Consider the following 13,097-nt stretch of genomic DNA (forward strand, 5'->3'; position numbering starts at 1 on the left):
GCAGGGCTGCGCCGCCGGCATCCATACATATGCAGGGACTGCTTTGTCCCTTACACGCTGACGCTATCATAGCACAAAAAAATCCTTTCGTAAATGCTGCGGTTGCGGATTGTCCATCCTCTCCCTTCTGCGACAGACGGAGCTGCCGCAGCAGCCCCGTCCCTTCTTTCCTGTTTTGTCTTTTTCTCCCTTTCCAGGTAAACCTGTCCTATGCCTGCTCCCCAAGCTCTACAAGCTTCTGCATCTCATCCCACAGCCCGTCAAGACAGGTGAGCGTTTTTTTATAGACTGCGTACTTGCGGTCATATATATCTGCAAGCTCCTGATTCGGCGCGATCGTCCTGCCAACGACCGTCATATGACTGATCGCATCCTCCATAGACGCATACGCCCCTGTCGCAGAAGCGGCCGCGATCGCGCAGCCAAGCGCCCCGGCTTCCTCCGCCTCGACCGTCTCGATCGGAAGCTTCATCACATCTGCAAACATCTGCGCCCAGACCGCCGACTTTGCCGCACCTCCGGAGAGACGGATCGCACGCGGCTCCTGTTCCATGGTCGCCAGAAGCTTTTCCAGATGGTATCTGTGGCAAAAAGCGATGCCCTCATAGACACTGCGCGCCATATGCTTCCTCGTATGAGACACATTCAATCCCACAAAACTTGCCTTTGCATTCGGATGCACATTCGACGCCATTAAAAATGGAAGGAATACCGGCACAAAGGTCTGCGGGGAGATCTCACTCACCCACTCATTGACTATCTCATAGACACTCTTCCCTGCCGCCTTCGCCTCTTTTTTTACCTCCGGCAAAAGCTGACTGATAAACCACTCATTATTGCCCGCTGAGGTCGCACTGGACTCCTCGATCAGATAATACTGCGGCAGTGCAAACAGAGAGTTCATCTGCACCCTTCCATCGACTACGGCTTCCTTTCGGATATATTCGTTGATCGACCACGTTCCTGCGATCATACAGATCAAATCCGGATAGATCACGCCGGAAGCCACCGCGCACGCATTGATATCAAAGAAGCCTCCGACGACCGGCGTCCCCTCTTTCAGACCGCACCTGTCTGCCGCCTCCCTGGTCACATAGCCCGCGATCTCGTCTGCACGGCAAAGCGGCGGGAGCGCTCCCTCCATCTCTTCAATGCCAAAGAGGCGCAGAAGCTCGGGATCATACTCTCCCGTCTTCAGATTCATAAAATGTGCACCGGAATAGTCCGTGATCTCCGCTCTTGCTGATCCGGTGAGGCGGAACCGGATATAATCCTTGCACTCAAACACGTATTTGATATTCTTATAATTCTCCGGTTCATGCTCCTTCAGCCACGCCAGAAGCGCCACCGGCTGGCAATTCATCAAATGCTGACAGGAACGTTCAAACGCCTTTTCTTCTGTCCCGTCCGCCTTCCAGCGCTCCACATACCGGTATGCGCGGTTGTCTGTTGAGATGATACCATTTCGTGCCGGTCTGTCATCCTTTCCCCACAGGTACAGCCCCTTCCCATGGCCGCACACGCCGATCCCGGCAACCTCCTGCGCCGCGATCCCTGTCTGCTCCAGCACGCCGCGTACCACCTGACAGTTTGCGTCCCACATCTCCTCCATATCGCGCTCAACAAACTCCGGGCGCGGAGTCAGCGCTGCTGTTGCCACGCTGCAGCAGCCCAGCTGCCGTCCGGTATTGTCAAAAATGGCAGCCTTTGTCGTTGTACCGCCGTTGTCTAAGCCTATATAATATTTCATACGTTCCTCCTTCTGTCCCGTCCATTCATGCACACGCCTGCATTTTTACACAACGCTCTTATAAAAATACTCATACAAAAAGGCTGGCGCAGACCATGCAGGATCCGATTTCCCCGCATTCTCCGCCCAGCCCCTTATTCAGCACACCGTGCTTCTATTTATTTTTCGATACCTGAACCATCTTTTTTCGTATTTGTCATCCCTTTTCCCGGATACGCTCGCCGCTCTCCAGATCAAACAGGTGAGTTTTTTCCCCGCGTACCTCCAGACGGATGATATCACCGCTTCTATAGCGTTTCTCGTCATCTGTGATCAGCATCATCAGTGTTGATCCTACACGGATACCGATACGGCGCTCGTCGCCGAGGTTCTCGAATGTCGCGATGCGCTCCGGCGTCCCTCTGGAATTTTCATCACCGATCAGCAGGTCCATCGGACGTACGCCCATCTTGCACCGGAAGCCATCGCTTACTACGCTGTAGTAACGCTCCGGTACAGGGATCTCCAGATCACTGTCTGCAAAAGTAAACAGGAAGTGCGCATCCTTTTTCACGATTGTTGTCTCCAGAATATTCATTGGCGGCTCACCGATAAACGATGCGACAAACTCATTTGCCGGATCATCGTATACCTCTGCCGGAGTACCGAACTGCTGCAGTACGCCGAAATTGATGATCGCGATCTTGTCTGCCAGAGACATCGCCTCCAGCTGGTCATGCGTAACGTAGATCGTCGTACACTTGATCTCATTGATCAGTCTTTTGATCTCCACACGCATCGCCTGTCTTGCCTTTCCGTCCAGATGGGACAGCGGCTCATCCATCAAAAGCAGCTCCGGCCGCCGGATGATCGCGCGCGCGATATTGACACGCTGCTTCTGTCCTCCGGAAAGCTTCACCGGCATCATATCCAGGATATCCTCGACCTGCATCAGCGGCGCGATCTCGCGTACTCTCCGGTCGATCTCCGCTTTGTCTACGCCCTTTGCGCGCAGATTAAATGCGATATTATTGTAAACAGTCAGAGGCGGATACATCGCATAGTCCTCAAACGCAAGACCAATGTTGCGGTCCTTCGGCTCCAGATCATTGACGCGTCTGTCTCCGATAAAGATATCGCCCTGTGTGATATCCTCCAGTCCCGCGATCATACGCAGTGTTGTCGTCTTTCCGCATCCGGACGGACCGAGCAGTGCGACAAATTCTCCCTGACCACATACAAGATTTAAATCCTTTACAGCAAAATCATTTTTTACCTTTTTCTTTTTTCCGCTGTTGTCATATCTTTTATAAAGATGTGAAAGTGTCAGACCTGCCATATCACTGTCCCCCCTGTTCTGCCGATAATGCCCGGATCTCAGCCTCATTGTACCGTCCGATCAGCGTCTTGCCCGCTGCATCAAAGAACATGGCATGATCGAGCTGCAGATCAAGATAAATGTCCTGATCAATCTTAACATTCAGTCCGTTCGGCGCGATCATGCGGAACTGCACCTTGTCTTTGTACGCCTCGATCACGGACTTGTTGCCGATACTTTCATAGCTGTAAACCTTAAATTTCATATAGCCTTCCCGCATCTCGAAGGAGTATTTCACATTCTGCGGACGGATCGCCATATCCACCCTGCTTCCGGCACGGCTTTCCAGCTTCTCCATCAGCTCCTGATCCTCTGGAAGCACAAAGGCTGCACCGATATCCTCCATCTCAAACGTAAATTTTCCTCCGTTCTTATGAAGCGCTCCATTTACGATATTAATCTCCGGATCACCCATAAGCTGCGCTACGAATTCATTGCACGGCATGTAATAAATATCATCCGGCGTACCGATCTGTACTACCTTTCCTTCATTAATAATAGCGATCCGGTCGCCAAGAGACATCGCCTCCATAAAGTCATGCGTTACATAAATACTTGTTGTACCGAAATTCGCCTGAAGCTCCTTGAGCTCTGTACGCATGGCATTTCTCAGCTTTGCATCCAGATGCGCGAGCGGCTCATCCATCAAAAATACGTTCGGCGTGCGCACCAGAGCGCGTCCCATAGCCACACGCTGCTTCTGGCCGTTCGAGAGCTGGCTTGGCAGACGCTCCAGAAGATGCTCCATCTTCATCATTTTTGCGACATTGTAGACCTTTTCCTTGATCGTCGCCTCGTCCTGCCGGTACAGCTTGCTGCGCATCGGAGAAGCGATATTGTCATAGACGGTCATATGCGGATACAGCGCGTAGTTTTCAAATACCATCGCCACATTTCGGTTTGCAGAATCCACAAGGTTCATTACCTCACCGTCAAATTTAACAGTCCCCTCCTCCGGCATCGCGATCCCCGCGATACAGTTTAAGATCGTCGTCTTTCCTGCACCCGCCGGTCCAAACAATACAAAAAACTCTTTATCTTTTACATCAAGCGTTACTCCATCGAGCGCTGTGACCTTTCCAAAGGTCTTTTTTACATTTTCGATCTGTATTCTCGCCATAGCCAAACTCCTCTCAACCTTTTACTGCTCCGAAGCTCAATCCTCTTACGAGATGCTTCTGGATACAGAGTGCAAAGATAATTGCCGGCAGTGCGGAAACAGTAGCTGCCACAGCCAGCTGTCCGTAGTGCGCCGTATCGGTCCCGAGATACTTCGTAACTGCAACTGTGATCGGCTGCACATTGATACCGCCGAGCATCAGCGGGAAGGTAAAGCTGTTCCATGCAAAGATGAATGCCAGAAGCGCTGCGGATACAAGACCCGGCTTGATCAGCGGAAGCAGCATCTTAAAGAAAATCTGATACCAGCTGTAGCCGTCCACCTGCGCCGCATGCTCGATCTCCACAGAAATATCCTCAAAATATCCGCGTACAACCCAGATCAAAAGCGGCATGGAGATGAGCTGATAAACCCAGATCAGTCCAAAATATGTATCATACAGGCCCAGCTTCTGATAGATCATAAAAAGCGGAAGCACGACCAGGATCTCCGGTGCAAACTTAAAGGAGAGGATCTGGAACGCAATGTCTTCTTTCTTCTTAAAATCATACCTTGCCAGAGCATAGGCAGCCGGAACACCTGCCAGCACGGAGATCAGCACCGCGCCGCCTGAGACGATCAGACTGTCAAGCATATACCGGAAGTAATCCGAATTCATCAGAACTTCTGTATAATTGCTGAGCGTCGGATGAAATACAAACGTTGTTGTAAACATCTCCGTATCCGACTTAAAGGACAGGATAAGCATCCAGACAAGCGGAAACAGAGCAAATATCGCATAAATGGCAAGCAATCCATTTTGCAGAATGGAAAGCACCCGTTTTTTTCCTGTTTTCATACGTCATAACTCCTTTCAGATCTTCTGGTTTTATCAGCTTTCCAGACCGGAGGCCTGCTTCTGTGCCGCCCGCTGTCTCTTTACGATCTGTTTTGCCGTAATATTGACGATCACCCACAGTACAAGGATATACGGCAGCGCATATCCAAATTTCTGGAATTTAAATCCAGTCAGGTGTGCAGTCAGCGACAGGTTCATCAGCGTATCGCCCGGTCCTCCCTTTGTCAGTCCGAAGATGATCGCATACTCCTGAAGCGCTGCCATCAGACGGAACAAAAGTGCAATGTAAAGACTCGGCTTTAACATGGGAAGCGTCAGGTTCTTGAAATTGAACCATGCGCTGCCGCCGTCGATCTTTGCGGATTCAAACGGTGATTTCGGCAGTGACTGAAGCCCCGCCAGCACCAGAAGCATAACAAATGCCGTATTGACCCATACGTCTATCATAACAACCGTCAGCATCGCCGTATCCGGGGAAGCTGCCCACGGGAAATTGTAAACGCCAAATACATTTAAGAACTTCTCCACGATACCTACGGAGCTGTTCAGCATCAGCTGCCATACGATCGTAGCTGTGATCGGAGCGATCATCAGCGGGAAGATCAGCACAACTCTTAAAATCTTGGAAAACGCATTGTTCAGCTTGTTTAAAAGCATCGCTACTCCCATTCCCAGGACCATCTCTACCAGCGTGCTCCAGAATGCGTAGCGCAGCGTTACCCACAGCGCTCTCCAGAAATCTTCTGATTTCAATATCTTGATCCAGTTCTCGAACCACACGAATTTATACGTCGGCATACGGAACGAATAATTTGTCAGAGAAAAATAAATTGCCATTGCGAACGGAATCATGATACCGATCGTAATAATCAGCGCCGGCGCGACGATCAGATACGGCCGCATTCTCGTTTTTAATGGCAATGCATTCATATTGCATGAAACTTTGTCTGTAGCATTTTTCTTTGCCATACTGTGCCCCCTCCTTATAAACGAACAAGGAGGGGCAGGCAACCCTCCTTGTCATTCAACTTTCAGATACCCAACTATATCATACTGGTATTCAATATATTTTCGTAACTATTCTGATAGCTACCGCATACCTATTGCTGTTTTTTATTCTACTTCCAGATCAGAAACAAGCTCTGTCAGATTTGCTGCCAGTGTCTGCATTGCTTCCTCTGTAGACTCATACGTATCAGAGATCACAAGGTCCTGAAGTGTCTCTGCCCACATTGTCGTACACTCGAAGAAATACGGCTGCGGTGTGAAGAAGATACTTGCGTTTGCAGAAACTGTCTCGAAGGACTCGAGGTAACCTTCTGCCTGACCTACGATCGCCTTATACTCTTCGCTCTCCATAACAGATGTACGCGGAGTATCTGTACAAGCGCCCTCTGTACCGGAGTACAGCATGAAGTCCGGGCTTGTGAAGTACTGTAAGAAGTACCATGCTGCGTCTTTGTTCTTGGAATCAGCATTCATACCCATTGCCCATGTCCAAAGGTTGGAAAGCTGCTCTGTCTTTCCTTCCGGAAGCGGGATACCTGCAAATGCAAGATTTCCAGCCTCTGCAGAAGCGCCTTCTACGTTCTGTGTATAACCGCCACGGTCTGCATCCCACATCATAGCTGCTTTTCCTGCTCCGAGGTCAGCACCGCAAAGCTCCCATCCATATGTGGACCACTGCGGAGCGCCGCCGTCCTTGATCAGTTTTACCCAGTAATCAGTCATTTCGATTGCTTCCGGAGAATCCAGCTTGCAGACAAGCTTGCCGTCTTCTACTTCAAAGTCTTTTGCTCCCCATGTTGCAAACAGGGACATATATGCCGGATGGATTGTTCCCCAGTCACGCAGACCACGAACTGCCAGTCCATATGTGCCGGATCCGCCAAACTCTTTCAGGGCAACTGCTGCATCATACAGCTCCTGTGTCGTTGTCGGAGGAGTGATCCCTTTTTCTTCGAATATCTTCTTATTATAAGTAAGTGTGTTGATCTCCCAGCCCATCGGAAGTGCCCAGAGCTCGCCTTCACCTACTGCATGGCCCGGAACAAGATCCCAGCGGAGTGCGTTGATGATACCCGGAATGAAATCATCATAATTGTAATCCGGAGAAGTCTTTGTCGCATCTTCGATGTAAGCATCGAGCGGCTCCATATATCCTGCCGGAGCGTACTCCCATGTCTGGTAAGCACCTGTCATAAAGATATCCGGCTGTCCGGAACGGCTGCTCAGTGCTGTATTCAGCTTGTCGAAGTAGTTTGCCTCAGGAGTCGTGGAGTACTCTACCTTGATTCCTGTCAGCTCCTCAAACTCCGGAAGCTTTGCAATAACTGCGTCTGCATACGTATGCTCGTTGAACATAACATTCAAAGTGGTTCCCTCATATGCCTTCCAGTCAAACTCAGAACCTTCCTCTGCAGATACACCTACAGATGCAAACATAGAAGCTGCCATCACCGCGCTCATCGTAATTGCCAATGCTCTCTTTTTCATTTTTACCTCCTTACTTTCCCTGAATATAATTGGTTTTCTTTCCGTTTTGTATTGCTGTATTCGTGCTGCCTGCCGAATTACTTTCCACATTTAGTCAAATGTAAATGCTACCTTGAAGTCACCGTACTTTCCTGTCGCATATTCAAATGCCTTTTCCCACTCCTCCAGCTTGAAGATATGAGATACCACGCCGTTTGTCTTCAGATTGCCTTTCATCATATTGTCGATCACAAACGGATATGCGTACGGGCTTAAATGAGAACCGCGGATATCCAGCTCTTTTCTGTCACCGATGATCGACCAGTCAACCGTAGTCTCGGAACCAAATACACTGAACTCTACAAAGGTGCCCAGCTTTCTGATCACGGTCAGACCCTGACGTACGCTTGCCGGATTTCCTGTTGCTTCAATATAAATATCGCAGCCGTAATCATCTGTCAGCGCTTTGATCTCTTTGTCTATATCGCATTTGCCCGGATTGAATACGAGGTCTGCGCCAAACTCTTTTGCCTTCTCCAGACGATTGTCCTGCATATCAAGTACGATCAGAAGCTTTGGATTTTTCATTCTCGCATATGTAATCATGCCAAGTCCGAGTGTTCCTGCACCGGAGATCACTACGACATCTTCATTTGTAATGCCGGCGCGGTCTACTGCATGCTTGGAGCATCCGTACGGCTCGATCAGAAGTGCCTGCTCTACGCTCATCTCTTCCGGCACACGTGTGATCACGCTGTTCTTTACATATTTCACATACTCGGCCATTCCGCCGTTATTGTAATACTGATATCCGTACATATCATGCGGCTGGCACATCCAGTAATGTCCGTCCTTACAGAATCTGCACTTTCCGCACGGTACGATCTGATCTGCTGTGATCCTGTCGCCGATCTCATACTCTGTGACATTCTCACCGATCTGTACCACTCTTCCGAAAAACTCATGTCCCGGAATGAACGGCGGCTTTACCCATGCCGGCTGCATCTCATCGCCCCAGAACATCGCTACGCCGTGCTGGCACTTCAGATCGCCTGCACATACGCCGCAGCCCTCTGTCTTGATGATGATATCGTCCGGTCCGCACTCAGGCGTCGGATATTCCGGTTCAAAACGGTACTCGTTTCTGCCGTATGCGACCAGCGCCTTCATTGTCTTTGGAATACTTCCTTTTGCTGCCATAGTCTTCTTCCTCCTTCTGTCTGCCGCGGGCATCCCGTCCCGTTCCGGCATTCCAACATATTCTTCCGTCCATTAATAAAATCATTTTATAAACAATTTTATAATTAATTTTATAATCGAATTATATCCGCATTGTGAGATTATTTCAATTGACTTAATTCCCAAATAGACACTTTCCTTTTTATTCATATTGCACAACCATACCGTTATTATGCTTGTGTTTGCCGTCATTTTTCGACCGTTTACGCCGTTTTTCACCTTTCACCTACCATTTCATACAACAATCGTAAATATTATCGCCGTTTCTTTGACTGTGCGAACTGTCACGGGACATTTCTACCAAAACGTCTGCAACTCTATGCAAACCACAGGACAAACGCATGAGTAAATAAATTGTGAACAAATTCCCTTTTTCTGGTATGATAAAAAGAAAAAGGGGGTTTTGCTATGGATGAGCTGCTGGAATGGATGGATTATATCGAAGATAAACGACAGCAGAGGAAAGTACGGCACAAGCTGAAGGACATAATCGTGATTGTTTTGTTTGCTACACTTGCAAATGTGGATGACTGGGTTGAAATGGAGTATTTTGCCCATTATCATGAAGCATATTTGAAAAAATATATCGAATTGAAAAACGGGATTCCGTCTCATGATACACTTTGCCGTGTGTTTGGAATGCTGTCACCGGAAATCCTGCAGCAGCTTTATGGTAAATGGCAGGAATTACTGAATCAAAATGAAGGAGAAACATTGCGTAAGCTGATCTGCATTGATGGAAAAACAATGCGTTCCAATAAAAGAAAAGAAGGAAAAGCGAACCATATCATAACCGCCTGGAGTAAAGAAGATGGCTTCAGTCTTGGTCAGAAGGTGGTAAATACCAAGAGTAATGAGATTACGGCGATACCGGAATTACTGGAGAAAATCCGGATCAAAGGTCAGGTTGTGACGATTGATGCTATGGGAACGCAGACAGCCATAGCCGAAAAGATCCGTTCGAAACAGGGAGACTATGTATTGGCGTTAAAGGAAAACCAAAGGACGCTGCATGAGGATGTGAGTCTGTACCTGAATGATATGAAGATAAAAGAAGAACTGCGTAAGAAGGGGAATTATAAAAAAACAATTGAAAAAGCCCACAGCCAGTTAGAAATCCGGGAATATTACCAGACAAAAGAAACTGGATGGCTGTCTCAGAAGAAGGACTGGAAAGGGCTTAAAAGTATTGGAATGGAAGAAAAGACGATTCAAAAAGATGGCGAGGAGAAAAAAGAGTTCCGTTATTATATCAGCAGCCTAAATGAAGATATAGAGCTGTTCAGCCGTGCAGTGAGAGGTCACTGGAGTGTAGAAAGTATGCACTGGCAGCTGGATGTAACATTTAAGGAAGATGGCAACACAACGCTGGATAAGCAGGCAGCAGAAAATTTAAACATCGTAAGGAAATGGTGTTTAAGTATACTGAAAATGGTAGAAATTTTCCGCTCTAATCTGTCAATGAAAAAGAAACGGTTTGTAATCAGTATGAACCCAGCGGAGTTTTTGGAGCAGGTATTAAATTTTTAAAAACAAGATATTTTGAGAAAGAGGAAGGAAAACAATTCATGCGTTTGTCCTGTGCAAACCACTTGACACCTGTTCAAACTTTGACTACGATATAGCTTAGAATCATTTACATATGCAACTGACAAACTCTCAACTGACAAGGAGTCTGCCGTGTTTGAACAGATGGAAAGCATTACGAGAACAGATATAAAAAGAAACAACCGGCTCAGGATCTACAACCAGCTCAGAGAAGCTGGCGAGTCCTCCTGTCCTGCTCTGGCAAAAAAACTGGGACTTAGTCTGCCCACAGTAAGTAAAAATATCGCCAATCTGGAAGCAGACCATCTGATCTTTTCTTTTGATGGGAAAAGTGACACCGGAGGACGCAGCCCCAAGATCTACGACGTAGTATCAGACTATCGCGTGGCGATCGGAGTAAACATTACCAACCGCCATATTTCAGCAGTCGCAAGCGACCTGCGCGGGACGATAATCGCTCACGTGCGCTATCGCCAGAAATTTGTAAAAAGTGACGCCTACTTTAAAAAAATCGCAGATACGATCTCTGACGTGATCAAAGAGGCAGGTGTGGCAGATACCCAGGTGCTCGGAGTCTCTCTGGTCGTCCCCGCACTGATCACAAAGGACGGGGATCATACCTACTACAATGGTGTGCTGCGGCTCGATCCGTACGTCACCTGCGCGGAATTCTCCAGGTATATTCCGTATCCGACCCGTTTCTGCCATGACGCCCGCTCCGCTGCCTACGCAGAAAACTGGTACAACCGCAATGTCTCAGATTTTTTCTATATGATGATGAGCGATACGATCTGCGGCGCGCCGATCCTGGGACGGGGACCATACTCCGGCCTGGATAACCGCAGCGGAGAGATCGGCCACATGAAAATCGTCCGCAACGGCAGACTCTGCTACTGCGGCAAACGAGGCTGCATGGATTCCTACTGCTCCACCAAGGTCCTATCCAACATGACAAAGGGGGATCTGGCACTTTTCTTCCAGCTTCTTGAGCAAAAAGACGAAAAAGCGGTCACCCGGTGGAAAGAATATCTTCACTACCTCGTCATCACGATCAACACCGTCCGCATGCTCTTTGACTGCAGCATCGTCATCGGAGGCTATCTCGGCCAGTACATCGAGCCATACCTGGATGAGATCCGCCAGCTGGTGCAGCAGGAAGATCCCTTCTGCGACAATGCGGATTATCTCTCCGTCTGCGTCTGCAAGAGCGAAGCCTCTGCGACAGGCGGCGCACTGATGCTGATCGACCAGTTCATCAAAACAATTTAAAAACCCCGGCAGATTCTTCAAACGAAAATCTGCCGGAGTTTTGCTTTTTCACCGTACTTTTGCATCATGGCCTATACTCTGACGCTCTCTCCGATCCCCTCGCAAAATGTCGGATGAGGATAGATAACGGACGCCATCTGCTCCAGTGTAAGACCATTTACGATCGCAGCCGTAAACTGGCTGATCATATCGGATGCCCGGGCACACATCATCTGAGCGCCGAGCACTCTGCGGCTCTCTTCGTCTGCTATGACTTTTACAAAGCCTCTCTCCTGAGCCGAAAGGACTGACTTTCCATTTGCCGACATCGGATACTTTTTGACGATCACATGCAGTCCTTCCTTCTTCGCCTCATCCTGCGTCATGCCGACGCCTGCGATCTCCGGATCAGTATATACGCATCCCGGTATACACTTCACCGAAAATACCGGTTCTTTTTCCGCCATATGGCAGACTGCGTTTACTGCCTGCGCCGTCGCCGCATGCGCGAGCATCGCGCCTCCTGTCACATCACCTGCCGCATAAATATCAGGGACGCTCGTCCGTCCGAAGTTATCCACACAGATGCGGCCGCGGTCTGTCTTTATAAACAATTTCCCGGCCGGCATGTTCACATCCGCTTCCTCTTTGCACACAAATGCATCTGAAAACAGTCCTTCCGTATATGCCCTGCGACCGACAGCAGCTAAAATACCATCAGAGACAACCTCCTGCAGGACGTCTTTTTCTCTATAACGGCAGATCAGCCGTCCGCTGCCATCCGCCACGATCTCTTCTACCCGTGCTCCTGTAAAAATATCGACGCCGCGCTTTTTGAGGATCATTTTCAGGTTCTGTGAAATTTCCCGGTCCATATTCGCAAGAATACGGTCAAGAAACTCGATCACTGTGACCTTACAGCCGAGCGCGCTGTATATCGCCGCGAATTCCATTCCGATCACACCACCGCCGATGATCGTAAGAGCTGGAAATACGTCCTTTTTATCAAGCAGCTCATCGCTTGTCAGCACATTCGGAAGGCGGATGCCTGGGATCGGAGGCACTGCCGGTACGGAGCCCGATGCGATCAGAATCCTTCGTGTTTCCAAAAACACTTCAGGAGCCATTGCTTCTTCTGCGCACACCTCTACGTGGTTTGCGTCCAAAATCCTGCCGCGCCCGTCATACACTGTGATCCTGTTCTTTTTCATCAGCGCGCGTATCCCGTCGCGAAGCGTCTCCAGCACCTCGTCTTTGCGCCCCTGTATCTCCTCCATACTGTACCGTATCTCATCGCCGTGCACGCCAAAGACGCTGCTTTTCTTCATCTGCGCATACAGCTCACAGGAATGAAGCAATGTCTTTGTCGGAATACAGCCGCGGTTTAAACAGGTACCGCCGATTTCGTCTTTCTCTATGAGCGCCGTCTTCATTTTGTACTTTGCGGCTTCTAGCGCCGCCTCATATCCGGCGGGACCTCCGCCGATGATCACCAGATCAAATCTCTGTTCCATCCCTTATC

The 13,097-nt window shown here is 49.0% G+C and carries 10 protein-coding genes; 2 read left to right on the plus strand and 8 right to left on the minus strand.

The annotated features are described in order from the left end of the window. Window positions 1-208: 208 nt before the first annotated feature. The 7 genes from QOX44_RS03935 to QOX44_RS03965 form a co-directional block, all read right to left on the minus strand. Window positions 209-1,750, minus strand: coding sequence for an FGGY-family carbohydrate kinase (locus tag QOX44_RS03935; RefSeq protein WP_283681385.1), 1,542 nt, complete (start codon window positions 1,748-1,750; stop codon window positions 209-211). Between the two features lie 196 nt (window positions 1,751-1,946). Further along, the gene (locus tag QOX44_RS03940; RefSeq protein ID WP_283681386.1) at window positions 1,947-3,068 is read right to left on the minus strand and encodes an ABC transporter ATP-binding protein; all 1,122 of its coding nucleotides are present in this window, start codon (window positions 3,066-3,068) and stop codon (window positions 1,947-1,949) included. Between the two features lies 1 nt (window position 3,069). After that, the gene (locus QOX44_RS03945) at window positions 3,070-4,227 is read right to left on the minus strand and encodes an ABC transporter ATP-binding protein (protein WP_283681387.1); all 1,158 of its coding nucleotides are present in this window, start codon (window positions 4,225-4,227) and stop codon (window positions 3,070-3,072) included. Window positions 4,228-4,240: 13 nt separating this feature from the next. Continuing rightward, window positions 4,241-5,065, minus strand: coding sequence for a carbohydrate ABC transporter permease (locus QOX44_RS03950; protein ID WP_283681388.1), 825 nt, complete (start codon window positions 5,063-5,065; stop codon window positions 4,241-4,243). Window positions 5,066-5,098: 33 nt separating this feature from the next. After that, window positions 5,099-6,034: a carbohydrate ABC transporter permease gene (locus tag QOX44_RS03955; RefSeq protein WP_283681389.1), complete on the minus strand. Its 936-nt coding sequence runs from the start codon at window positions 6,032-6,034 to the stop codon at window positions 5,099-5,101. Between the two features lie 144 nt (window positions 6,035-6,178). Next, window positions 6,179-7,561 carry an ABC transporter substrate-binding protein gene (locus tag QOX44_RS03960; protein ID WP_283681390.1) on the minus strand — a complete coding sequence of 461 codons (1,383 nt, stop codon included), beginning with the start codon at window positions 7,559-7,561 and terminating at the stop codon, window positions 6,179-6,181. Window positions 7,562-7,651: 90 nt separating this feature from the next. Continuing rightward, on the minus strand, window positions 7,652-8,740 hold the full coding sequence (locus QOX44_RS03965; protein WP_283681391.1) for an alcohol dehydrogenase catalytic domain-containing protein: 1,089 nt from the start codon (window positions 8,738-8,740) through the stop codon (window positions 7,652-7,654). Between the two features lie 447 nt (window positions 8,741-9,187). On the opposite strand from QOX44_RS03965, the gene QOX44_RS03970 reads away from it, so the two are divergent. Then, window positions 9,188-10,309: an ISAs1 family transposase gene (locus QOX44_RS03970; protein ID WP_283681393.1), complete on the plus strand. Its 1,122-nt coding sequence runs from the start codon at window positions 9,188-9,190 to the stop codon at window positions 10,307-10,309. A 150-nt stretch (window positions 10,310-10,459) separates the two neighbouring features. Then, complete coding sequence (locus QOX44_RS03975; protein WP_283681394.1) at window positions 10,460-11,596, plus strand: ROK family transcriptional regulator; 1,137 nt, start codon at window positions 10,460-10,462, stop codon at window positions 11,594-11,596. A gap of 71 nt (window positions 11,597-11,667) precedes the next feature. On the opposite strand, the gene lpdA is transcribed toward QOX44_RS03975, so the two are convergent. After that, window positions 11,668-13,089, minus strand: coding sequence for a dihydrolipoyl dehydrogenase (gene lpdA, locus QOX44_RS03980; RefSeq protein WP_283681395.1), 1,422 nt, complete (start codon window positions 13,087-13,089; stop codon window positions 11,668-11,670). Window positions 13,090-13,097 lie beyond the last annotated feature (8 nt).

Origin of the sequence: Parablautia sp. Marseille-Q6255 (assembly GCF_951230155.1) — a bacterium.
GTDB lineage: Bacteria > Bacillota > Clostridia > Lachnospirales > Lachnospiraceae > Choladousia.